This window comes from Pseudomonas sp. MWU13-2862, from assembly GCF_023242495.1.
GTDB lineage: Bacteria > Pseudomonadota > Gammaproteobacteria > Pseudomonadales > Pseudomonadaceae > Aquipseudomonas > Aquipseudomonas gingeri_D.
The window spans coordinates 132,088-156,025 of the sequence record NZ_JALMEZ010000017.1; the positions used below are offsets into that span (position 1 = coordinate 132,088).

Here is a 23,938-nt window from a genome sequence, read left to right on the forward strand (position 1 = left end):
CCACTGAGCTATTACCTTGCGGCAAGCGGGAATCGAACCCACCACCACGGCGTACTGTAGTTCCACCGGCATTCGCCGGAGTAAAACCATCAATCAAAGCTTGTCATATCGACATGGCGTCAATCACCTTCACCCAGTGCCGCGCCCCGTAGGAGCCCTCGGTGAACTGGCTGATGACATCGAACACCGCGTCACTGAAACCGCCGACATTCAAGATGTCTGGCCGGTCCGGTGCCTGGGTGGTCACACCGGGCTGCATGTCGATACAGATCAACTGCGCATTCGGATTTACCTGGCGGATACGCTCCCATTGCCGCATCGTTTCCGTAGCGCCATAACGTCGTTCATCCATCCAGGACTCGTTATCCGACACCAGAATCAAGGTGTCCACCCAGGCCCTTTCATCAGCCAACTGCGCCAGCGGTGCCGAGCAACAGGTGCCCCCGCCACCGATGGCGGCGAGCTTCTGGGCATTGCTCATCACACTGTCCCGTGGATTGAGCCGCACCTTCACCACCTCGTTCTCGAACGGCATCACCCTCGCCTCCGGTGTCTTGCGCAATATGGCCGCCGCGATCAGTGCCGCCACATCGATGCAACGCACAGCCGTGGTCGCCCCCTGGCGATAGCCGGTGACCGGGTTGTGCATCGAACCCGAGACATCCGGGCAGATCACCACCGAGCCCCGCAACACCGGGACATTGCCCAGGGACAGCTCCAACGCATCCTGCAATGCCTCACGGATCACCTGCGGCACTTCGGCGCCGGTCATCTGGTAGGCCGCGAGCAACTGGTATGGATAAACCCTCGCCTTGGCCACGGCCTCCGGGTCCGCCAGTCGCGCCGCAACAGCTGTGGCACAACCCTGGACCTCAAAGGCACCGTGGCGAGCCAATGTGTTCAGGTTCATCCGCAAAGCCTGCCAGCCCATGCTCATGGCCAGCGCAGCCCACTGGTGCTTGTCCAGCGTCTCGTTGCCAAGCAACTGGAACGGCACCTGAGGCAGTTGCCGGGTCGCACCGCCGCGAAACTCCAGCAGCGAGCGAGTCAACGGTGGCAAGGTGTCGATTGCCACGGGCTTGCCGAGGACCCAGGCAAAGAATGCTCCGCGCCAGGCTTCACTTGGCTTGGGATGAACCATCTTGAGCACATCCGCCAGCGAGGGCTGATTACCCACTGATGCTTGCAGTAACTGCTGCTCGCTGGCCGTGTTCAGCCACTCCTGTACCAATCGCTTGGGCTGCGAGCCCAGCGACTTGCGCCCGGTGACACCGCTGCGCAGGATCTGTACGAAATTGCGCAACATTTTGCCGCTGTCCACCACCTGTGCGAACACCACCGGCAGCATTGTCGAGTGTTGAGCTGCCAGGGCCGCCAGGAGCAACGCCGGCATGTCTTTCATGTGCCCTTTCTGGCGGGCATAAATCGCTGCCTTGGCGACAAAGACGCTATCAAGTTCGGTCACCCGCTTCAGGACTTCGTCCAGTTGGCTTTCCGCGCTGGCATAGAAGGTTGAGTTCAGGCAACCGGTGACGGCCAACTGTGCCAGGGCATGGCGAGCGGTGTAGGCATACGCCGGGGCCTGGGAAGCATTCAGTGTGTCGCACGCTGCCGGCATGGCACGAGCATGAAACAGTTGGGTATTGGCCATCTTGGCATCTCGCTCTGCTGTCTTGTTTGTTGCCAGAGGTATTGCAGACGCTGTGCCAGTTTTTTATTTCCGCCAAAAATAATTATAAACATATGATTTATAAGTAATTTTTTATACCTCTATCAAAAACAGTTTTTTGAACCAGACAAAAAATCCTTTTTTATTTATTATTTTATATCGTCATTTATCCTGAAAGATAAACATGCCCATCAAGCGTACGGTCACCATCGGTTTTATCGGCTCCACTCTCGATCGCGTCGGCAAGGGCGCCAACCGCTGGGGTCACTGGCGACCAAGTGTGGGCTTGTGCCAGCAGCCTGACTTGCTGGTGCACCGCTTCGAACTGATCCACGGCACCGACGCCCGGGATGTAAGCCTGGCTGAACGGGTCAGCCACGACATTCGCCAGGTATCGCCGGAAACCGAAGTGCGCCTGCACCCCATGACCTTGCGCAATCCCTGGGATTTCGAAGAGGTATACGCAACGCTGCATGACTTCACCACCGACTACCATTTCGATACCGAGCATGAGGAGTACCTCGTGCATATCACTACCGGTACCCACGTGGCGCAGATCTGCTGGTTCCTGCTCACCGAAGCGCGCTATCTGCCGGCGCGGCTGATCCAGACCTCCCCCGCCCGACGCCTGGATGAAGAAGCACGGGTCACCGGCACTCACGCACTGATCGACCTGGACCTGTCGCGTTATGACCGGATCGCCACACGCTTTACCCACAAGCGTCTTGAGGGACTGGCATTTCTGAAGTCCGGGATTGCCACACGCAATGCCGACTTCAATCGCACTATCGAGCAGATCGAGCGCGTAGCTGTACGCTCACGTGCGCCGATGCTACTGATCGGGCCGACCGGCGCGGGCAAGTCCTTTCTCGCCCGACGCATCTATGAACTCAAGCGCAGCCGGCACCAGGTTCAGGGGCGGTTTGTCGAGGTCAACTGCGCCACCCTGCGCGGCGACGGCGCCATGTCGGCGTTGTTCGGCCATATCAAGGGCGCATTCACCGGCGCGCAAAACAGTCGCGAAGGCCTATTACGGGCGGCCGACACCGGCCTGTTGTTCCTGGACGAGATCGGCGAGCTGGGCCTGGACGAGCAGGCGATGCTGCTCAAGGCCGTCGAGGAAAAGCGCTTCTTCCCCCTCGGTTCCGACAAGGAAGTCGAAAGCGACTTCCTGATCATCGCCGGCACCCACCGGGATCTGCGCAGTCGTGTAGCCGAAGGCCTGTTTCGCGAAGACTTGTACGCCCGAATCAACCTGTGGACCTTCGACCTGCCAGGCCTCGCGGGCAGGCGCGAAGACATCGAGCCGAATCTGGACTTCGAACTGGAGCGCCACGCTCGGGAACAGGGCCATCTGGCGCGCTTCAACGCTGAAGCACGGCGTCGCTATCTGACATTCGCCAGTTCCAGCGAAGCGAGCTGGCTCGGCAACTTCCGAGAGTTATCGGCGTCGATCACCAGAATGGCCACCCTGGCAGACAGCGGTCGCATTGATGAAATCCAGGTCGAGGAGGAAATAGAACGCCTGCGCCGGGCCTGGGGTCTGGCTGAACCGCAAGACGCCCTGGATCAGCTATTTGGCGAAAACACCCCGGAAGTCGATCTGTTTGATCGCTTGCAGCTCAATGCCGTGATTGACGTGTGTCGCAGAGCCAGCAGCCTGTCGGATGCCGGCCGTCAACTATTCAACGCCTCCCGCCAGAACAAGGCCAATCCTAACGACGCCGACCGACTGCGCAAATACCTGGCTCGATTTGGCCTGGACTGGAAGCAACTGAATCCCAACCACTGAGTTTATTTCGCCAACCCTGTAACAAAAAAGCTACTCGCCCCCTCCACAGATCAAACTCCGTGCAACCACGGGGGCCGGTGCTTGCGCGTCGGTTCAAAAAGAGCTGGGTGAGGTGGCGAGTTGATCAACACACGATTTTCCTGCGTGGGCTGCGGCAAATGCTGCAATGACCATTACGTCCCGTTGACGCTCGAGGAGTCCCGCCAATGGGCGGCGGACGGCGGCACGGTGATCGTGCTGGTAGAAGCGTTCCTGGAAAACGGCCTCGGGGTGGCCGAAGCACAATTCGAACACGCCCGGCGCCGTTCGATCCTGGTTCCCAGCGGAACAACCCAGGCCTGGCTGGCCGTCACGTTCGCCGCCTACAACAACGGGCCGTGCCGCAATCTCGATGCCGACAACCGCTGCGGTATCTACGAGCGGCGCCCGCTGGTCTGCCGCATCTATCCGGCGGAGATCAATCCGCATATCCCGTTGCGCACAGACCGCAAGGACTGTCCGCCCGAATCCTGGGAGCAAGGCCCGGACCTGATCGTCGGTGGGCAACTGGTCGACCAGGAACTGGCCGAACTGATCGAGCGCTCGCGCCAGGCCGACCGTGAGGATATCGGCGCCAAGGCAGCCATCTGTGCCCGCCTCGGTATCAGCACGACCGCCCTCAAGGGCAACGGCTTCGCTACCTACCTGCCCGATATGCAGGCGTTCATGGCAGCCATCGACGAGGTTCGCGGGGAGCGGACGCTCAGCTCCACTGGACAGCACTGGGCTTTTCATCTGGCCGATGAAAACAGCACCCGGGCACTGCTCGCCCATGGCGCGGCAGTCACTCAATCGGGTACAGGACACTACCGCTTTATTCCCTTGCGATCGGCCGATTAAGGCGCTTGACTCAGTGAACGGCGGTCATCTGCGGCAAAAAATCGGGCAATGACGTTTTTTCAGCCTCTACAGGCCGCTTTCCGCATCGTCTTCGCGGTATCCGTCTACGATTCTGTAAGAGTGCCACGATGGAGTGTGGCCCTCCCAAACAAGAACACTAAGAACAGCAAGAGAGAGCCGTCCATGAAAACCGTCGCAGAGCTGTTGAAACTCAAGGGTAGCCAGCATCAGGGCGTGCATACCATCGCCCACGACCATACTGTGTTCGAAGCCTTGATACTGATGGCCTCGAAAAATGTCGGCGCCCTTCCGGTACTCGAAAACGGCCAGGTCGTGGGCATCATCAGTGAACGTGACTACGCCCGCAAAGTGATCCTGCACGGGCTCAGTTCGGTCACCACCAAGGTCCACGAGATCATGAATGCCCCGGTGATCAGCGTGGATTCACGCCAGAACGTGGAAACCTGCATGAGCATCATGACCGACAAGCATCTGCGCCATCTTCCGGTGGTCGAGGACGGGCAACTGATCGGCCTGCTATCCATCGGTGACCTGGTGAAAGAGGCCATTGCCGAACAGGCCGACCTGATCCGCCAACTGGAACAATATATTCGCGGCGAGTAAGGCCAGCCCCGGCCCCTGGAATGGCTCACGGCAGGAGCGACGCCGCTCGCTCCCGCCACCTCAATGATCGCCCAATAAAGTATGTCAAAATGTTTATGAAACCCCGCTAATACGGGGCTTCCAGCGATATTTCCGATTTTTTCACAACGCTTTCACTTCACTCCCACCTGCGCCTCTCTACATTCCCCCCTGCCCACACGCGGCCTTGTCTATCCTTTACAGTTTTAAACATCGAAACCCTGGATCGGGCCATCAAGTCCATGCATTGTGCCTGCCCCGCTCAAACCCTAGCTGCGGCGCTTACCGCTAAGGTCGACCCATGAACCCTCACGTGTTTCCACTTTCCGCCGCGACGCTCAGGCGCTGGTCCGTGCCGGTGCTGCTGCTGGCCTTCGCGGTGTTCTACCTGTTGCCCATGATGGGCCACGGCCTGTGGATCCCCGACGAACCACGCTACGCCCAGATCAGCCAGGAGATGTTGTTAAGCGGCAACTGGACCTCCCCGCATTTCATGGGCCTGCGCTACTTCGAAAAACCCATTGCCGGCTACTGGATGATCGCCATCGGCCAGGCCATATTTGGCCAGAATTTTTTCGGCGTTCGCGTGGCATCAGCCGTGGCCACCGGCCTCAGCGTACTCTTGACGTACCTGATCGCCCGGCGCCTGTGGAACGACCCGCGCAAGAGCTTCGCTTCGGCCCTGCTGTTCATGAGCTTCGGCCTGATCGCCGGGCAAGCCAGCTACGCCAACCTCGACCCGCAATTCACCCTGTGGTCGAACCTGAGCCTGTTCGCGTTCTGGTTCGCGGTCGACAGCAAGGAACAACGCCAGCGCCTGTACGCCTGGGCCGGCCTGGGCCTGGCCTGCGGCATGGGTTTCCTGACCAAGGGTTTCCTCGCCCTGCTGCTGCCGGTACTGATCGCCCTGCCCTATATGGTCTGGCAACGCCGCCTCGGTGAGCTGCTGCGTTATGGCCCGCTGGCCGTGATCGTGGCGGTGATCATCGCGCTGCCCTGGGTGCTGGCGGTCAATGCCCAGGAACCCGACTACTGGAATTTCTTCTTCTGGCACGAACATATCCAGCGTTTCGCCGGCGACAACGCCCAGCACGCCCGGCCCTGGTGGTTCTACCTGCCGCTGCTGGTGGCATCTTGCCTGCCGTGGTCGGTGCTGCTGATACCGACGTTCAAACAGGCCTGGGAGCAAAAGCGCCTGCCCGGTACCGGCTTCCTGTGGCTGTGGTTCCTCTTGCCCCTGGCCTTTTTCAGCCTGAGCCGAGGCAAACTGCCGACCTACATCATGCCGTGCCTGTTGCCGCTGGCGCTGATGATGGGCAATGCGCTGATCGATCGGGTGACCCGCGCCGAAGGCCGGATGCTGCGGCTCAATGGCTGGCTCAACCTGGTCCTCGGCGTGGCGGCCATGGTCGCCCTGATCTACCTGCAAACCAGCCGTTCGATCTACGCCAACAGCCATGCGGAAGTCTTCAATCTCTCGCTGGTGTTCATCATGTTGATGGGCTGGATCATCGCCAACGCCCTGCAAGCGCTACGTCCGCTCACCCTTTGGGCCATGCCGGCGCTGGGGATCGGCTTGCTGGTGGCGCTGCTGCCGGCGGGCATGCCGGCCAGCATCGTCAACAGCCAGATGCCGGACCAATTTATTGCAGAACATGTCAATGAATTGCGCCAGACCAACCGTCTGCTGAGCAATGAGCTGGGCGCCGCCTCCTCCCTGGCCTGGCGCCTGCAACGCCCGCGGGTGGATTTGTTCAACACAGCGGGTGAATTGAAGTACGGTCTCGACTATCCTGATGCCGCCGAGCGGCAGGTCAACTCCGCCAACGTCGAACAATGGATGACTGAAGCCCGTAAACAGGGTTCGGTCGGTGTAGTGCTACGCGTCAAGAGCGTAGACGAAATGCGCGAAGTCGAGCAGCTCCCACTGGACGGCAAGCGTTATCAAAAGGGTAATACCATCATCATGATCTTCCCGCAGACCCAACCATGAATCAGAGTTTCTGGAAAACTGACAAAGGCGCACTGACGCTTCTGCTTATCGTATCGGCCGTCCTGCTGCTGGTGGGCCTGGGCCAACGCGAGTTGTGGGGCGCGGAAACGCGCTGGGCCAACATCGCCCTGCAGATGCTGCAGTCGGGCAACTACTTCGACCCCTACCTCAAGGGCTCGCCTTATTACGACAAACCGCTGCCGTCCTACTGGCTGATCACCGCCAGCGCCGGCCTGATGGGCGGCCTGGGCAATTGGTCGCTGCGCCTGTCGTCGGTGATTGCTGCCTGGCTGACGGTCTGGCTGGTCTACCTGATCGGCGAGCGCCTGTGGCGCAAGGGCACCGGCCTGATCGCCGGCTGGATGCTGGCGACCACCTTCTATTTCGTGTTCTGGGCACGGGTGGCAACCGCCGATATCCTCACGGTGTTCGGTGTGGTCGCGGCCATCTGGTGGTACTGGCGCGGGCCGGACGATACCCGGCTGGGCCGCTACACGGTGTTTTTCCTGATCCTGGCCCTGACTTCCCTGCTCAAGGGGCTGATCGGTTTCATCCTGCCGGGCCTGATCCTGCTGCCCCACGTACTGGCTGACGGGCGCTGGAAACGCCACCTCAACCCACGGCTGTTCGTCGCCCTGGCGATTGCCGGCGCGCTGTACGCCATTCCTTTCGTGCTGTCGCATTTCTATGGCTCGCCGACCTATGGCGAAAGCGGCCTGGCGCTGGTGTTCAAGGAAAACGTGGTCCGTTTCTTCAATCCCTTCGACCATATGGGGCCGATCTACACCTACCTGATCTACCTGCCGGCCTACACCCTGCCCTGGGCACCGTTCTGGATCCTCGGCCTGTGGGTCGCCATCCGCCAATGGAAGAAGATCGAGCCCAACACCCGCTGGCTGGTCTGGGGACTGGGGCTGCTGTTCCTGTTCTTCACCCTCAGCGGCAGTCGCCGTAGCTACTACGTGCTGCCCCTGGTGCCATTCGCCCAGTTGCTGGCGGCCTGGTGGGTGACCCGACGCCTGGAAGAGAAGCGTGCGGCCGGCAAGGTCGCGGGCCCGGGTTGGTCGAAAGGCTTCGCGGCGGCGGCGCTGCTCCTGCTGCTGGTGATCGGCGTGCTCTACCCGTGGACCAACAGCGGCGGCGGCGTGACCAAGTTCGCCGACGACGTGCGCGCCAAGGCCAGCCAGCAAATGCCTTGGGACGAATGGAAAATCGTCATGATCGAGGTGGATAACAAGCTGCCGATGTACATGAACAACCAGGGCGCACCGTTCTACTACATCAAGGATTCCCAGGACTACCCACGTACCGGCGACAGCGCTGCGTTCATGGCCTGGCTGGAGAAAACCAGCGGTCAGCGCTGGGATCCGTCACGTACCCTGATCGTCACCAGCTACAGCAAGCACGACGAGGTGCCGTTGAGCTACCTCTCAGCTGACCATGATGTGGTCAACACCGAGCTCACCAATGGTGCGCGACTGGCCAAGAAGAAAGAGAGTGGCAGCGTGGCTTATATCCCCAAGGCCAAAGGCCTCTAGCCAATGAACAAGGGCACCGAAAGGTGCCCTTGTTCATTTCAGCCTCAATAACCCAACGACAGCCCCGTATTACGACGCGGATCGTTCGCGCCGTAGAAGCGGTTGTTGCCTACCGGCTTGCCATCGAGGGACGGAGCGCCGACCAGGATCGCCGCCAGGTGATTCGACGGCTGAGGACCGGCAAACTTGTGCCCCCAGCCTTCAAGAATCTTCTGCGTGTCCGGGCTCAGGGCAAAGGCCTCGATATTGGTCTCCTCCGGCAGCCATTGCTGGTGGAAACGCGGCGCGTCCACCGCTTCCTGGATGTTCATCTTGTAGTCGATGACATTGAGGATGGTCAGCAGGGTTGCAGTGATAATCCGACTGCCGCCAGGCGTCCCCACCACCATGACCGTCTTGCCGTCCTTGGTGACAATGGTCGGGCTCATTGATGACAACGGTGTCTTGCCCGGGGCAATGGCATTGGCCTCACCCTGCACCAGGCCGTACATGTTCGGCACACCGACCTTGGAGGTGAAGTCGTCCATCTCGTCATTGAGGATGACCCCGGTCTTGCTTGCCATGACGCCAGCACCGAACCAGTCGTTGAGGGTGTAGGTCACCGATACCGCGTTGCCCCATTTGTCGACGATCGAGTAATGGGTGGTGTTGTTGCCCTCATGAGGTGCCACGCCAGGGTTGATGTCCTTGGAGATCCCGGCCTTCTGCGGTTCGATGGCCGCCCGCAGCTTCTCGGCGTAACCCTTGTCCAACAGGTGCGCTACAGGGTTCTTGATGAAATCGGGATCACCCAGGTAGCTGTTGCGGTCGACGTAGGCGTGCCGCATGGCTTCGATCTGATAGTGCACGCCCTGGGCCGAGTGATAACCCAGGTCCGCCATCGGATAGCCTTCGAGGATGTTCATGATCTCGCAGATCACCACACCACCCGAGCTCGGCGGTGGCGCCGAAACGACGTGGTAGCCACGGTAGTCGCACTCGATGGGGGCCAGCTCGCGGGTCTTGTATTTGTCGAGGTCGGCCTGGGTGATGATGCCCTTGCCGGCCTTGCTCGAATCGACGATGGCCTTGCCGACCCAGCCCTTGTAGAAGCCGTCGGTGCCCTTGGCGGAGATTTCCCTGAGGGTCTTGGCCAGGTCTTTCTGCACCAGCTTCTGGCCGACCTGCATCGGTTCGCCCTTGTTCAGGAAGATCGAGCCCGAATCGTGAATGTCTTTCTTGAACTCGTCAGTGGCGGTGTGCAACAGGTCGATATCGCCCTGCTCCAGCACAAAGCCCTCGTCGGCCAGCTTGATGGCCGGAGCCATGACCTGAGCGCGTTTTTTCGTACCGTACTTTTCCAGCGCCAGTTCCATGCCCGAGACGGTACCCGGTACGCCGACCGCCAGATGGCCTTTCGAACTCAGGTTGGGGACGACCTTGCCGTCCTTGTCCAGGTACATGTTGGCCGTGGCGGCCAGGGGCGCTTTTTCGCGGAAATCGAGAAAGGTCTTGCGACCGTCGGCCAGTTGCACGGTCATGAAGCCGCCACCGCCGAGGTTGCCGGCGGCCGGGTAGACCACCGCCAGCGCATAAGCGACGGCGACCGCCGCATCGACCGCGTTGCCGCCGGACTTGAGCACGTCGACCCCGACATGGGTAGCCAGGTGCTGCGCCGTGACGACCATGCCATTTTCGCCCGCGACCGGGGCCTGGGAAGCGGCATGAACAGGGGAAATAGCCAGAATCAGTGCCGTCGCCAGGAGCGAACGCGCAAGGGGTTCAAACTTCATAAGCCGACTCTCTTGTTTTTATTTGCGGGGAACAACGCAGACTCCTGCCTGCGCAGGCCTTTACCAAGGTAGGCGCTCCAGCGGTATTTACCTAGTACCAATGCGCAACTTTTTACGGGTACCACGCTGAGCCAGGGGGACATGGCAAACACTTGATGCCAGCGAGAACAGTCACTCCTGGCGGGCCCATCGGCGGACAAAACCGATGAACACCTCCAGCTTGGGCACCGGCGTCCTGGAGCGCGGATAGACCATATGCACCGGCTTGGGCGCCGGGATGCAGGCGTCCAGCAAACGGACCAGGCGCCCCTCGGCAATCGCCGGAGCCAGCAGGAAATCCGGCTGCATCAGGATACCGTTACCGGCCAGCGCGGCTTGCAACAACACCTGCCCGTCATTGCTTTTCAACACGGCTTTTTCCGGCCATGGCACCTCTTCCGTGCCATCGCTCAAAGGCCAGGCAAAGCGGTTGTTCCAGGAGGTGTGGGCGAGGATGCGATGGCGATGGAGGTCGGCGGGTTCAAGCGGGGTGCCGTGCTGTTGCAGATACTCGGGCGCTGCGCAGATCAGCATTTGATAGGGGTTCAACGCAACCGACATCAGGTTGATATCGACCCCCTCCGAAACCCGAAACGCCAGGTCGAAAGCACGTTCCTGCAGGTCGATGATCTCGTTGCCGAGGATCAGCTCGACCTGGATATCCTCGAAGGCGCGCATAAACGCCGCCACCAGCGGCGCTACGAAGGAGACTCCAAGCGTCATCGGCGCCGTTATCCGCAGCAGGCCGCCGGGTTTGTCGGCGGAAGACTCAAGACGGGCAAAGGCGGCATCGACCTGCTCAAGTGCCAATCGGGCCTCGTCATAGAACAGCCGGCCTTCGGCGGTCACCGTCTGGCGCCGGGTGGTACGCTGGATCAGACGCACCTTGAGCACCTGCTCCAACTGCTGGATATGCCGCCCCACCATCACCGCCGACATTCCCAGCAACGGGGCCGCCTCGGTAAAACTCCCCGCCTCCACCACGGCAACGAACACTTCCATTTGCCTGAGCTTGCTCATCACTGCCACCTTCGGCCGGGCAAAATACGCTCGCCATCATGCCTGGCCACAACGGCAAGTCAATCAAGCGGAGGCCTTATCGATTACTAATCCAAGGTTAGCAATCAACGAACGCAGGGTGCCTTTATCCTCACCCGGTCGGCCCCTACCCTGAACGGCATACTCACGGGAGACCGACCATGACCGCCTCGCTGGACAACACCCTCGCCACCTTCCCCCGCGCCCGACTGCTTGAGGGCCCGACGCCGATCCAGCGCGCGTATCGCCTTGAACAGCAGCTGGGAGCCGCGGCCAAAGGCATCGGCCTGTATCTCAAACGCGATGATTTCATGGCCCTGGGCGGTGGCGGCAACAAGTTGCGCAAGCTTGAATTTCACCTCGGTGCGGCCTTGCACCAGCACATCGACACGCTGATCACCGTCGGCGGATTGCAATCCAATCATTCCCGGCTCACCGCCGCAGCCGCCGCACGTTTGGGAGTGGACTGCGAACTGATGCTGACACAATCGACAGCGGTTTCCGGCCTCGATTACGAATACAACGGCAATCGGCTGCTCGACGAGTTGTTTGGCGCCAGATTGCATCTGTTGCCCGCCGGAGCTGATTCACTGGCCGTTGCCAATCATCGGGCAGCACAGTTGCAAGAGGCCGGACGCAAGGTCCTGGTGATCCCTGTCGGCGGCTCCACGGCACTCGGCAGCCTGGGGTATGCGAGTTGCGCCCAGGAAATTGCCCGGCAGGAGGCCCAATTGGGACTGCACTTCGAACGAGTCTTCGTGGCTAACGGCAGTGCCGGTACCCATGCCGGGCTGGCTGCCGGCTTTGAGGTGCTGGGCCGAGGCGCGGCGCTGGTGAAGTCCTGGTCGGTACTGGCCGAAGAAACCGTCTCGGCCGAGCGAACCTGGCAGTTGACTTGCGACACCCTCGACTTGCTGGGACATCCCCACGCATTGGAACGCGCATCGATACAGGTTAACGGCAGCCAACGGGGTTGCGCTTACGGCGTGCCCACCGAGGCTATGCTGGAAGCCGTACGCCTGCTGGCCCGTAGCGAAGGGTTGCTGGTCGATCCGGTGTATTCCGGCAAGGCCCTGGCCGGATTGCTCGCCGACCTGCGTGACGGCCGTTACCAAAGCGGCGACAACCTGCTGTTCGTGATGACCGGCGGCTCGCCGGGGCTCTACGCCTATCGCGAGTCACTGCAGCGAGCCTGAGACAGTCGCCGGAGCACCCTGTCAAATCAACCGTTCGATCCGCTTGTGCCGCCACACCACCTTGTAATACGCGCTCTGCAAAACCAGCATGCAGATGTAGGCCACCGGAAACGCCATCCACACCCCTTCCAGCCCGAAACGCGCATCGAGCAGGTAGGCCACCGGCAACTCCACCCCGACAATACAGAAGATCGAGATAAACACCGGCGCCAGCACCGTGCCGCTGGCGCGCATGATGCCGCCGATCACCGCCTGGAAACCGAACACCAGAATGCTCCAGAGCATGATATGCAGCAGGTGCTCGGCCTGGGCGCGGGTGATCGAATCGATGATAAACAAACCCAGCAGCCAGTGGGACAACATATAACCCAGGACAATCAGGGCACCGGTCAGGCAGGCGTTGATCATCAAGCCCGTGCGCAGAATCGGCCCCAGGCGCTCCAGACGCCCGGCCCCAATGGCCTGGGCCCCCAGGATCGAAGCGGTAATGGCAATCGACAGCGCCGGAAACTGCACATAGTTGACGATCTGGGTCACCGCGCCATACGCCGCCGTCGCCTGGGAACCGTGATGGTTGACCAGGGACAGGATCACCAGTTCGGACAGCGATAACACCACCATCTGCAACCCCGTGGGCAGGCCGATCTTCAGGACTTTGCTCAAGATGCTCCAATCCAGGCGCATCGCCCTCAGCAATGTCCAGTCCGGGGCCATGACACTGGCTTTATGCCGCAGGCGCAAGGCCAGGAAAACCATCGCCAATGCCGTGCCCACCAACCCCGCCACGGCAGCGCTCTTGATACCCATCTGCGGCAAACCGAGCCAGCCACGAATCAGCGCCGGGGTCAGGAGCAGGCCGGTGGCGGTGGAGACCGCCAACGCCAGCAGCGGCGACAGCGTATCGCTGATGCCCCGCAACAACTGAGTAAAAAGCACGAAGACCAGCAACAGCGGCATGATCAGCATCATCACCTGGGCATAACCGACTGCCTCGTCGAGCACATCAGCGGGCGTACCCAAGCCGATCAGCGCCAGGCGCGCAAACACGCTGCCCAGCACTGCCGCGACCAAGCCGATCAGGACGCCCAGCGCCAGCGTCGTGCCGGCTACCGCCTTGACCGAGTCGGGCTCGCGGGCGCCCCAGGCTTGCCCTATCAATACCGAGGCCCCCGCTCCCAACCCGATGATCAGGGCAATAAAGAAGAATACGATCGGAAACATCCCCGACACCGAGGCCAATGCCTGGGTGCCAAGCATCTGGCCGATATAGATGCTGTTGAGCGTACCGGAAAGCGACTGGAGGAAGTTTGAAAGCACCATGGGTGCCAGAAAAACCAGATAGAGCTGCCAAAGCGGGCGCTGAGCATTTTTTTGCATGAAGGGGTCGAGTTCCAAATAATTGCATCTGCGTGCTCGCCGACTCTACCTTATAGCGCCGACCGTGTTGAATTTTCCTCGCCTTGATCAAGGATGCGGCGTCACTTTCGCTGGCGGCTCGACCAGCACCCGCTGCTCCACCGCGGTCGTCAGATAGCCTTCGATCTGGGCCGCCAGATAGTGGGTCGTGGCCGTCACCCCGCCACTCGGGTCCGACACCAGCTTGAGCCACGCCTTGTCGAAAGCCTCCCCCAGGGTCTTGCGAATGCGCACCCGGGTATCCGGCTGCTCATGCTCGTGGACGATCGCGCGAAAACCCGCGACCCCGAGGGAAATCATCGCCCCGGCAACCCGACCGACCGCCGTCGCGACCGCACCGGCCACCCCACGGCTGGTGAACTCGGACTGGAGCTTCTCGCTGGTCTGCCGGGCGACCGAATTGATCCCCGCACTCGATGTTCCGTCATTTGCGCCTCCCCCCAGGTGGGTACGCGCGTTCAAGGCGAGATAGGCCGGCAACTGACTCAACGGCGCGGCATGCAGCGCTTGATAGAGTGAGGCATTGTGGTCGGCGGGCGGAGCCAGGGAGATCGCCGGAATCTGATTGATGTGCTGGGCGAGCTGGTCCGCCGGTACGCCATACCGCTGGGCGATCACCGCCAGTTGCTTGCCCATCTGTTCGAGATAGAACTGCGCCGCCTGATCCATGATCGAGTCGGGATCGATCTCCACTGCCACCGGGGCCAGCACCCGCGCGCGATATTGCTCCTGCAGGTAACTCGCCAGACGCTTGGCCGATGGATCCTGCTCGCCCTGGTCATTGAGCCGGTACCAACCGACCTTGATCGACAACCACTCCTGGGTCCAGTAACCGTCGAACCAGGGGATGAATTTTTCGTCAGTCTGCTGATAGATCCGCGTACGCCAATACTCCATGGTACTGCGTGCCCAGGCGTCCGCTTGCACGGTGGCTTGCTCGGAAGCCTGGATCAGATCGACATCGACTTGCTGCCAGATCCCCGGCGAAACCGCAGCCGCTGCCGCGACCTCAGAGGCGCGCTCATGGCCGGCACACCCGGCCAGCAGCACCATCAAGGCAACAATCAGCGCACGCAGGCTCAAGGTCGCAACTCCCTAAAACCGGTTCAAGCACGGTCGTGCCGCCGGCATCACCTGCCTTGAGTATAGGTCGCGAACCTGATGGCCCCCGTACTGCCGACTTTCACCTGACAATCAATGGTACGGGCAGGTGTCAAAAAAGTTACCCAACGGAGAAACGCCTGAAACCTGGCCCCTTGCAGAATGCGCCCACGCCTGACCTCCCAGGCACTTACATCGGCCCATAAGCGAGGCTTTCCATGATGGTGCGCACGCGTCCCCTGCAAGCGAATTACAGCATTGTGCTAGTCAACTATAAGACCCATGAGCTGACGCGGACTTGTCTGGAATTGCTGAAGACCGCCTTGCATGGAACCGATGTCCCGGTATTCGTGGTGGATAACGATTCGAACGACGCAAGCCTCGAGTATTTGCACAGCCTGGACTGGATCAACCTGATCGAGCGCAAAAGTGGCGCCCCTGAATGCGGGAGCGCCGCCCATGGCCGAGCTCTGGACCTGGCCCTGGCGGAAGTCGAAACCGAATACCTGTTTCTGCTGCACACCGACACCTTTATCCATGATCCGGACGTGTTCGGCCTGATGATCCGGCAGTGCTCGACCCCGGAGGACGTCGTCGCGGTCGGCTGCCTGGAGCAGTTGAATCGGGGCGTGATCCGCTCGGCCTGGCGCCTGACCTCACGCTTTGCCAAGCATTACACCCGACGCGGCCTGCGCGCCCTGGGGATGAATGCCAGGGAGCCGAGGCCGTTCCGGGAAAAGCACCTGAAGAGTTTTTGCACGCTGTGGAATGCACGCCTTATCAAGCACCATGGACTGCACTTCCATATGAACGGCGGCAATCCCGGCTATGCACTGCAAGACCGTATGACCGAACTCGGCTACCGGGTCGAGTGCATTGCGCCGCGCCAGCTGTTTCGCTATCTGGACCATATCCAGAGCGGGACAGTGGCGGCAACCGGCGGTTTTGCCAAGAACCACCGTCGGGTCAAAATGTACAACCGCCTGAGCCCGGAGCCCGTTGCGGCCCTGCCCGCTTCGCCGTACATATAACCCGGCGTTTGAATCATCATTTCGATTGATCATTCAAATCGCAAAACAGAATTTTTTATTTGCCCGCGATCCGTCCAGGATAGGCCCGCCTCCACAGTCCCGGACGAAGCCCCCATGAATCTCAATTTTGCCATTGCCTGCGCCGTTGTCGTGTCCTTCGCCATTGCCCTGCTTCACGCCTGAGCGCGACTCAAGGCGTGGCCACGGCCTCACCCAGCCAACTCCTGAACGCCGCCATCGCCGAGGTTTCAGGACGCGACTGCAAACGCGTCAGCCAGTAGCTGCCCGTGGCAATCTCGACATCGAAGGGTTGTAGAACAAGCTCCGCCTCCAATTGCCGGGCGAACATCTTCACCGGCACCAACGCCACACCCGCCCCCTGAAGCGCCGCCTCCATCATCGCCAGCGAGGAATCGAAGACGATGCTCTCCGGTACCCGCCCTTCGTCCGGCAAGCCCGCTGCCTGAAACCATCGCGGCCACTCGTCCGTCCGATAAGAGCGCAGCAGCGTCTGCTTCAGCACATCGGCGGGGGCTTTGAGTTGCCGGGCAATCGGCGCGGTGCACAGCACTGAAAGGGGCGTTTCCAGCAGGTGCATCGCCTCTACCCCGTGCCAGGCCCCGGCGCCGAAGCGGATGGCGAAATCCAGGCCCTCGGCGGCCACATCGACGCGGTTGTTGTGGGTCGACAGCCGCAAATCGATAAAGGGATGCCGGGCGCGAAAGTCCGCCAGGCGCGGTAACAGCCAGCCCAGCGCAAAAGTCCCCACCGCACCCACCGTGAGCACCTCCCGATAATGCCCGCCCTCGAACCGCCCCAGGGTCTGGGCAATCCGGTCGAAGGACTCGTTGAGCACTGGCAACAGGCTTTCGCCTTCGGCTGTCAGCATCAGTCCGCGGGCAACGCGCTTGAACAGCGTCACCTTCAACTGGCGCTCAAGGCTCTTGACCTGATGACTCACCGCGGCCTGGGTCACGCACAGTTCAATCGCCGCCCGGGTGAAACTCAGGTGCCGCGCGGACGCCTCGAAAGCGCGCAGCGCATTCAATGGCAAGTGCGGTCGAACCATGATCAAGCCCCTAATTTTTCTAATAGCTAATCCGAAATTTCATTGTTTGTCGATTTCCCGCCCACTGACTACATTCGGCGTCCTGGCATTTGCATGGGCCGCTGAAACTCACGGAAAGCCGCGTAAATCGGGGATTTTCCCCCACTCGTCAGTGCAGCCGGATAATCGCACCGGCGTATTTTCGACACAAAAAACCGCTCCTGGGCGAGCGGTTAACATAATGAAACATATTGGGAGCCTTTGAACCATGTTCAAGAAGAACCTTGCCAAACTGGAAGTCCTGGTGACCTCCCTCCTGCTGATCGGCGCCAGCAACAGCTTCGCGGCCGGCACGTCCCAGGACAACGTCAAGTCCATCGTCGACGCCGCTATCGCCCCGATCATGCAGGAGCAGAATATTCCCGGCATGGCGGTGGCCGTGCTGGTGAACGGGAAGCCATATCACTTCAACTACGGAATGGCCTCGAAGAGCAATCGGCAAGCGGTGACCGATGACACCCTGTTCGAGATCGGCTCGGTCAGCAAGACCTTCGCCGCCACCCTCGCCGGCTATGCCCAGGCCCAGGGCAAGCTCGTCCCGTCGGAGCGGGTCAGCCACTACCTGCCGGAGCTGCAAGGCAGCGCCTTCGACAACATCACGGTGTTGCAACTCGGCACCTACTCCGCAGGTGGCCTGCCCCTGCAGTTCCCGGACGCGTTCGACGCCCAGGACAAGATGCTCGACTACTTCAAGCAATGGAAACCGACCTATCCGGCCGGCACCTATCGGCAGTATTCGAACCCGAGCCTGGGGCTCTTCGGTTATGTGGCCGCGAAAAGCCTCGGCGCCCCCTACGACGAACTGATCGAAAAAAACCTGCTGCCGGCGCTGGGCATGAAGCACACCTATCTCCACGTGCCGCCGGCGCAGATGGGCCATTACGCCGAGGGTTACACCCAGGATGGCCAATCCGTACGGGTCGGCCCGGGCGCACTGGATGCCGAAGCCTACGGCATCAAGACCACCGCAACCGACCTGCTGCGTTTTGTCGAGGCCAACCTCCAGCCGGAAACCCTCGAAGCTCCGCTGCACAAAGCCATAGATCTGACGCAGAGCGGCTACTACCAGATCGATGGGACCACCCAGGGGCTGGGATGGGAGTTCTACCCCTACCCGATCAAACTTGAGCAGTTAGTGACGGGTAACTCCTCGGAAATGGCCTACGAGGCCCACAAGATCACCACTCCATTCAACCCCGCGCAGCCGCCGCAAAAGAATGCGCTGTTCAACAAAACCGGGGCGACCCGTGGCTTCGGCGCTTACGTCGTCTACGTGCCGGCGAAGAAAATCGGCATCGTGATGCTGGCCAACAAAAACTATCCCAACCCGGTCAGGGTAAAAGCCGCCTACCAGATCCTGAACGCACTGGAGGGCGTCAAGTAAGCAGATAGGCAAAGGCCGGCCGGGTTGGCTATGATCGGAGACCATGACAGTCTCACTTCCGATCCGTCAGCCCTGCCCACCCGGCGCCTGCATTTGCGAGCGGGAACAACTGCTGCAAATAGCCGGCGCAGACCTGCGCATCCTGGGCCTGACCCGTCAGCAGGAAAAGGTGCTGCTGGAGCGTCTGGAAAACCTCAAGAGCCTGGCCGACCTCGAACACCTGCAAAAACGGATATACGAACAGTTGGGCCTGCGGGTGTCCGTCGTCCCGGGCTTCAATGAAGTACGCACCATGCGTGGCATCGATATCCAGATCGCCGACCACCCCGGCCTGTGCCGCAAGACCCGCCAGTCGATTCCGGCCGCGATCCGCCGTGGCCTGGAGAAAAACCCGGAGATCGCCTACGCCCTGCTCAACGCCAACGACCTGTTGCGTGATGCCTGAGACGCGGTCTCAGCGCAGCCGCTGGCCGCGCTTGAGGGTCTCGCTGGGCAGTTCGCCGAACAGCGCCCGATAGCTGTTCGAAAACCGCCCCAGGTGCCAGAACGACCAATTCATCGCCACCTCGGCCACCGTCTTGTCCAGGGCATTGCGCCCGAGCAGTTCATGGCGGGCGCTGTTGAGCCGGCGCAAGCGCAGCCAATGGCTCGGCGTCATGCCTGTGTAGGCCTTGAAGGTGTACTGCAACTGACGCAATGAAACCCCGGCGAAACCGGACAGCTCCAGCAGGTTGAGGGTCTCATCAGGCGAATCGGCCGCCCACTCGCCGATGCGTTTCATGATCGAACGCTCCTCGGCGCGGCGCTGCAAGGAACCTGGGTCCAGGCAGACAGCGTTATCGAGAATGTAGAGACAGTCGTCCAGCAGTTGCTGGGTCAGGCTTTCCCGGCTCGGCGGATCGAAGGTCTGCGCCAGACGGGTCAAGGTCCCGCTCAGCCAGCGGCTGAACAAGCCGTTCTGTTGCGAATTGAGCGGCGCCATGAACAACCCCTCCAGCCGTGCCACATCCAGGCCATGGTGCTGCACGAACTCCGGACCGAACACCACCGCCACTTCCTGGTAGTTCTCGGGAGTGATCCAGATATTGCGGCTCTCGCCGTTGAGCACATACAAGGCGTTGTCACTGCGATCGAAACAGAAGGCCAGCGCACCCGACGGCGCACTGAAATTCTGCTCGACCCGAGTGTTCATGCACTCCTCGTAGATCTGCACCCCTTGCAGGTCCAGGTAACGAATCTGCCCGGCGAAATGCCCCGGCGACATCTGCTGGTAATGCTGCACCCAACCGGGTGTGGCGCGTATCTGCTCGGCCACATCGGCGGTATTGAACGCTTGAACCCGCAAGGCGTTTGACTCTGTCATCGGATGACCGTTCGCACTCATTTGGTGCGTCTTATGCCGTCATAAAGTGGATAGATGGGACCCCCATCGCTCGCCCAAGATAGTCGCCAATGCGCCGCAGGGGAAGTCTCTCGCCGCTCGGCCGGGATGCAGACAGATCACCCGGCGCAGAAAAAAACCAACAACGAGGTCTTTATGAATGCCCCTTTCGATCAGCTGTCTTCGTGGCTGAAAGAACACAAGATTACCGAAGTAGAGTGCGTGGTCAGTGACCTGACCGGTATCGCCCGCGGCAAGATCGCACCCACCAACAAGTTCCTGCATGAGCGAGGCATGCGCCTGCCGGAAAGTGTGCTTTTGCAAACGGTAACAGGGGACTTTGTCGACGACGATGTCTATTACGACCTGCTCGACCCTGCCGATATCGACATGATCTGCCGGCCGGATTCGTCGGCCATGTATGTGGTGCCATGGGCCATCGAGCCCACCGCCATCGTGATCCACGACACCTTCGACAAGCAGGGCAACCCTATCGAGTTGTCGCCGCGCAATGTCCTGAAGAAGGTCCTCAAGCTGTATGCCGACAAAGGCTGGCAACCCATTGTTGCCCCGGAGATGGAGTTCTACCTGACCCAGCGCTGTGAAGACCCGGACCTGCCGCTCAAGGCCCCTTTGGGGCGTTCGGGTCGCGCGGAAAGCGGTCGGCAGTCGTTCTCCATCGATGCCGCCAACGAATTCGACCCGCTGTTCGAAGACGTCTACGACTGGTGCGAAGCCCAGGGCCTGGACCTCGATACGCTGATTCACGAAGACGGCCCGGCGCAGATGGAAATCAACTTCCGTCACGGCGATGCCCTCGACCTGGCCGACCAGATCACCGTGTTCAAGCGCACCCTGCGCGAAGCCGCGCTCAAGCACAACGTCACCGCGACCTTTATGGCCAAGCCGATCGCCGACGAGCCCGGCAGCGCCATGCACCTGCACCAGAGCGTGGTCGACAGCGTCACCGGCAAACCGATCTTCGTCGATGCCGACGGACAGATGAGCCAGCTGTTCCTGCACCATATCGGCGGTCTGCAGAAGTACATCCCCAAGCTGCTGCCGATGTTCGCCCCCAACGTCAACTCGTTCCGCCGCTTCCTGCCGGACACTTCGGCGCCGGTCAATGTCGAGTGGGGCGAGGAAAACCGCACCGTCGGCCTGCGGGTGCCGACCTCCAGCCCCGACGCCATGCGCGTGGAAAACCGCCTGCCGGGCGCGGATGCCAACCCTTACCTGGCGATTGCCGCGAGCCTGTTGTGCGGCTACCTGGGCATGGTCGAGCAGATCGAACCGAGCGCCAAGGTCGAAGGCCGCGCTTATGAACGCCGCAATCTGCGCCTGCCGATCACCATCGAGGACGCGCTGGCGCACATGGAAGACTGCCCGACCATCGAACGCTACCTGGGCACCCAGTTTGTCCGTGGCTATGTGGCGGTGAAACGTGCCGAACACGAAAACTTCAAGCGTGTGATCAGTTCCTGGGAGCGGGAGTTCCTGCTGCTGAGCGTCTGATCCAGAACCTTTACCCAGACCGAAAAACAACCCCGACAAGAGGTGTCGAATGCGTCTATTGAAATCCGTCGTTCCGCTAGCACTGGCCTTGCTGTTCAGCGCCACCGCACAAGCCGAGCCGACCGTCAGCGTCTACAACTGGACCGACTATATCGGTGATACCACCCTCGCCGACTTCCAGGGCAAGACCGGTATCAAGGTGATCTACGACGTCTTCGACTCCAACGAAACCCTGGAAGGCAAGTTGCTCGCCGGCCGCACCGGCTACGACGTGGTGGTGCCTTCCAACCATTTTCTCGGCCGCCAGGTCAAAGCCGGGGCCTTCCTGAAACTGGATCGCTCGCAGCTGCCGAACTGGAAGAACCTCGATCCCAAACTGCTCAAGCTGCTGGAGAAAAACGACCCGGGCAATGAACACTCGGTGCCGTACCTGTGGGGTACCAATGGCATCGGCTACAACGTCGACAAGATCAAGCAGGTGCTGGGCATCGACCATATCGACTCCTGGGCGGTGCTGTTCGAACCGGAGAACCTGAAGAAGCTCACCCAGTGCGGCGTCTCGTTCATGGACTCGGCCGACGAAGTGTTCCCGGCGGTGCTCAACTACATGGGCATGGACCCACGCAGTTCGAAACCCGAGGACTACAAGAAGGCTGAAGCCAAGCTGCTGACCCTGCGGCCCTATATCACCTATTTCCACTCGTCCAAGTACATCTCGGACCTGGCCAACGGTGATATCTGCATTGCCTTCGGTTACTCGGGTGATGTGTTCCAGGCCGCGAACCGGGCCAAGGAAGCGAAGAACGGCATCAACATCGCCTATTCGATTCCCAAGGAGGGCAGCAACCTGTGGTTCGACTTACTGGCGATTCCCGCCGATGCGACCAATGTGAAAGAGGCCCATGCCTTCATCAATTACCTGCTGGACCCGCAGGTGATTGCCAAGGTCAGCGCCACCGTCGGCTACGCCAACCCCAACCCGGCGGCCAAGCAGTACATGGACGAAGCGCTGGTGAACAACCCCGAGGTCTATCCCTCCCAGGAAGTCCTCGATAAGCTCTACATCTCCACCACACCGACACCTGAGATCATGCGCCTGATGACCCGCTCCTGGAGCAAAGTGAAGTCCAACAAATGAGTCAAGCCAGCCCAATGGAACACGCTCGCTCCTATTACGCGGCGACCGCCGGTTCGATGCCGGATTATCCCCGGCTCGACTCCCAGGTGACTGCCGATGTGTGCGTGATCGGCGGCGGTTTAACCGGCGTCAACACCGCCATCGAACTGGCGCAGCGTGGGCTGTCGGTGGTGCTGCTGGAAGGCCGGCGGATCGGCTGGGGCGCCAGCGGGCGCAATGGCGGGCAGTTGATTCGGGGCATCGGCCATGATGTCAGCGGTTTTGCCAAGTATGTCGGCACGGAAGGCGTGCGTTATCTGGAGCGTGCCGGTATCGAGTCGGTCGAGGTGGTGGGCAATCGCATCCGCGAGCACGCCATCGACTGCGACCTGCGCTGGGGCTTCTGCGAACTGGCCAACACCCCGGCGCAGTTCGCGGCGTTCCGCGCCGAGCAGGCGCATCTGGCGGAACTGGGTTATGCCCATGAAACCCGGATTGTCGGGCCCCAGGACATGGCCCAGGTGGTGGCCAGCACGGCGTATGCGGGCGGTCTGATCGACAAGGGTTCGGGGCATTTGCACCCGCTCAACCTGGTGCTCGGTGAAGCGCGGGTGGCGAAGGCGCTGGGGGTTCAGATCTTCGAACATAGCCCGGTGCTGGAGCTGATCCATGGCAGTACGGTGGAGGTGCGTTGTGCCGCCGGTAGCGTGCGCGCCAACAGCCTGGTGCTGGCCTGCAACGCGCACCTGGAAGATCTGGAACCACGTTTGAGCGGCAAGGTGCTGCCCGCCGGCAGCTATATCATCGCCACCGAACCATTGGCCGCCGAGGTGGCGGCCGAGTTGATTCCGCAGAACCTGTCGCTGTGCGACCAGAAGGTCGGGCTGGATTACTACCGTCTTTCTGCCGACAAGCGCCTGTTGTTCGGCGGTGCCTGCCATTACTCCGGACGCGACCCGGCGGATATCGCCGCCTATATGCGACCGAAGATGCTCAAGGTGTTCCCGCAACTGGCGGATGCGCGCATCGACTATCAATGGGGCGGCATGATCGGCATCACTGCCAATCGTTTCCCCCAGGTCGGGCGCCTGCAACAGCATCCGAATGTGTTCTATGCCCAGGGTTATTCGGGGCATGGCGTCAACGTGACCCACTGGACCGCGCGGTTGTTGGCCGAGGCTATCCATGCAGGGCAAAGCAAAGGCATGGATATCTTCAGCGCGGTGCCGCATATGACCTTCCCGGGGGGCAAGGCCTTGCGCTCGCCGTTGCTGGCGCTGGGGATGCTGTGGCATCGGTTGCGTGAAGCGCTGGGCTGAGGTGCCCC

At 60.9% G+C, this 23,938-nt stretch carries 19 protein-coding genes; 12 read left to right on the forward strand and 7 right to left on the reverse strand.

Annotation, left to right across the window (positions count from 1 at the left end):
- Nucleotides 1-103: 103 nt before the first annotated feature.
- The gene (locus M5C56_RS26855; RefSeq protein WP_103495195.1) at nucleotides 104-1,651 is read right to left on the reverse strand and encodes a TROVE domain-containing protein; all 1,548 of its coding nucleotides are present in this window, start codon (nucleotides 1,649-1,651) and stop codon (nucleotides 104-106) included.
- 208 nt (nucleotides 1,652-1,859) lie between these two features.
- Here M5C56_RS26855 and rtcR point away from each other — a divergent pair, with 208 nt between their 5' ends.
- The 5 genes from rtcR to M5C56_RS26880 all read left to right on the forward strand — a co-directional run bounded on the left by rtcR (nucleotide 1,860) and on the right by M5C56_RS26880 (nucleotide 8,513).
- Nucleotides 1,860-3,461, forward strand: a complete 1,602-nt coding sequence (gene rtcR, locus M5C56_RS26860) for an RNA repair transcriptional activator RtcR (protein WP_178130046.1) — start codon at nucleotides 1,860-1,862, stop codon at nucleotides 3,459-3,461.
- Nucleotides 3,462-3,584: 123 nt separating this feature from the next.
- Nucleotides 3,585-4,340, forward strand: coding sequence for a YkgJ family cysteine cluster protein (locus M5C56_RS26865; protein ID WP_103495209.1), 756 nt, complete (start codon nucleotides 3,585-3,587; stop codon nucleotides 4,338-4,340).
- Between the two features lie 183 nt (nucleotides 4,341-4,523).
- A complete protein-coding gene (locus M5C56_RS26870) occupies nucleotides 4,524-4,964 on the forward strand; it encodes a CBS domain-containing protein (protein WP_103495197.1) in 441 nt (146 codons plus the stop codon).
- Between the two features lie 319 nt (nucleotides 4,965-5,283).
- A complete protein-coding gene (arnT, locus tag M5C56_RS26875; RefSeq protein ID WP_103495198.1) occupies nucleotides 5,284-6,975 on the forward strand; it encodes a lipid IV(A) 4-amino-4-deoxy-L-arabinosyltransferase in 1,692 nt (563 codons plus the stop codon).
- Entirely contained in the window at nucleotides 6,972-8,513 is a 1,542-nt protein-coding gene (locus M5C56_RS26880; RefSeq protein WP_103495199.1) for a glycosyltransferase family 39 protein, read from the forward strand. Before arnT ends, M5C56_RS26880 begins: the two co-directional genes overlap by 4 nt.
- A 44-nt stretch (nucleotides 8,514-8,557) precedes the next feature.
- On the opposite strand, the gene ggt is transcribed toward M5C56_RS26880, so the two are convergent.
- Nucleotides 8,558-10,285 (reverse strand): gamma-glutamyltransferase, encoded by a 1,728-nt coding sequence (ggt, locus tag M5C56_RS26885; protein ID WP_103495200.1) that lies wholly within the window; start codon nucleotides 10,283-10,285, stop codon nucleotides 8,558-8,560.
- Nucleotides 10,286-10,456: 171 nt separating this feature from the next.
- Nucleotides 10,457-11,344 (reverse strand): LysR family transcriptional regulator, encoded by an 888-nt coding sequence (locus M5C56_RS26890; RefSeq protein ID WP_103495201.1) that lies wholly within the window; start codon nucleotides 11,342-11,344, stop codon nucleotides 10,457-10,459.
- Nucleotides 11,345-11,523: 179 nt separating this feature from the next.
- Here M5C56_RS26890 and M5C56_RS26895 point away from each other — a divergent pair, with 179 nt between their 5' ends.
- Entirely contained in the window at nucleotides 11,524-12,558 is a 1,035-nt protein-coding gene (locus M5C56_RS26895) for a D-cysteine desulfhydrase family protein (RefSeq protein WP_103495202.1), read from the forward strand.
- Nucleotides 12,559-12,579: 21 nt separating this feature from the next.
- Here the strand turns inward: M5C56_RS26895 and M5C56_RS26900 are convergent, their stop codons facing one another.
- Both M5C56_RS26900 and M5C56_RS26905 read right to left on the reverse strand, forming a co-directional pair.
- A complete protein-coding gene (locus M5C56_RS26900) occupies nucleotides 12,580-13,935 on the reverse strand; it encodes an MATE family efflux transporter (protein WP_103495203.1) in 1,356 nt (451 codons plus the stop codon).
- An 87-nt stretch (nucleotides 13,936-14,022) separates the two neighbouring features.
- Nucleotides 14,023-15,057 (reverse strand): hypothetical protein, encoded by a 1,035-nt coding sequence (locus M5C56_RS26905; RefSeq protein WP_103495204.1) that lies wholly within the window; start codon nucleotides 15,055-15,057, stop codon nucleotides 14,023-14,025.
- A gap of 236 nt (nucleotides 15,058-15,293) precedes the next feature.
- Here M5C56_RS26905 and M5C56_RS26910 point away from each other — a divergent pair, with 236 nt between their 5' ends.
- Nucleotides 15,294-16,106, forward strand: coding sequence for a glycosyltransferase (locus M5C56_RS26910; protein WP_247263374.1), 813 nt, complete (start codon nucleotides 15,294-15,296; stop codon nucleotides 16,104-16,106).
- A gap of 190 nt (nucleotides 16,107-16,296) precedes the next feature.
- Here M5C56_RS26910 and M5C56_RS26915 read toward each other — a convergent pair whose 3' ends face one another.
- Nucleotides 16,297-17,175, reverse strand: a complete 879-nt coding sequence (locus M5C56_RS26915) for a LysR family transcriptional regulator (protein ID WP_103495211.1) — start codon at nucleotides 17,173-17,175, stop codon at nucleotides 16,297-16,299.
- Between the two features lie 247 nt (nucleotides 17,176-17,422).
- Here M5C56_RS26915 and ampC point away from each other — a divergent pair, with 247 nt between their 5' ends.
- Together ampC and M5C56_RS26925 are read left to right on the forward strand one after the other, a co-directional pair.
- A complete protein-coding gene (gene ampC / locus M5C56_RS26920; protein ID WP_247263375.1) occupies nucleotides 17,423-18,598 on the forward strand; it encodes a class C beta-lactamase in 1,176 nt (391 codons plus the stop codon).
- Between the two features lie 43 nt (nucleotides 18,599-18,641).
- Nucleotides 18,642-19,043 carry a hypothetical protein gene (locus M5C56_RS26925; RefSeq protein ID WP_103495205.1) on the forward strand — a complete coding sequence of 134 codons (402 nt, stop codon included), beginning with the start codon at nucleotides 18,642-18,644 and terminating at the stop codon, nucleotides 19,041-19,043.
- Nucleotides 19,044-19,052: 9 nt separating this feature from the next.
- On the opposite strand, the gene M5C56_RS26930 is transcribed toward M5C56_RS26925, so the two are convergent.
- Entirely contained in the window at nucleotides 19,053-19,961 is a 909-nt protein-coding gene (locus tag M5C56_RS26930) for a helix-turn-helix domain-containing protein (RefSeq protein ID WP_103495206.1), read from the reverse strand.
- 174 nt (nucleotides 19,962-20,135) lie between these two features.
- Between M5C56_RS26930 and M5C56_RS26935 the strand changes: the two genes are divergently transcribed.
- The 3 genes from M5C56_RS26935 to M5C56_RS26945 are packed head-to-tail and all read left to right on the forward strand — an operon-like array spanning nucleotide 20,136 to nucleotide 23,930.
- On the forward strand, nucleotides 20,136-21,494 hold the full coding sequence (locus M5C56_RS26935; protein ID WP_103495212.1) for a glutamine synthetase family protein: 1,359 nt from the start codon (nucleotides 20,136-20,138) through the stop codon (nucleotides 21,492-21,494).
- Nucleotides 21,495-21,543: 49 nt separating this feature from the next.
- Nucleotides 21,544-22,632, forward strand: a complete 1,089-nt coding sequence (locus M5C56_RS26940) for a polyamine ABC transporter substrate-binding protein (RefSeq protein ID WP_103495207.1) — start codon at nucleotides 21,544-21,546, stop codon at nucleotides 22,630-22,632.
- Nucleotides 22,629-23,930, forward strand: coding sequence for an FAD-binding oxidoreductase (locus M5C56_RS26945; protein WP_103495208.1), 1,302 nt, complete (start codon nucleotides 22,629-22,631; stop codon nucleotides 23,928-23,930). The genes M5C56_RS26940 and M5C56_RS26945 overlap by 4 nt, the downstream gene beginning before the upstream one ends.
- Nucleotides 23,931-23,938 lie beyond the last annotated feature (8 nt).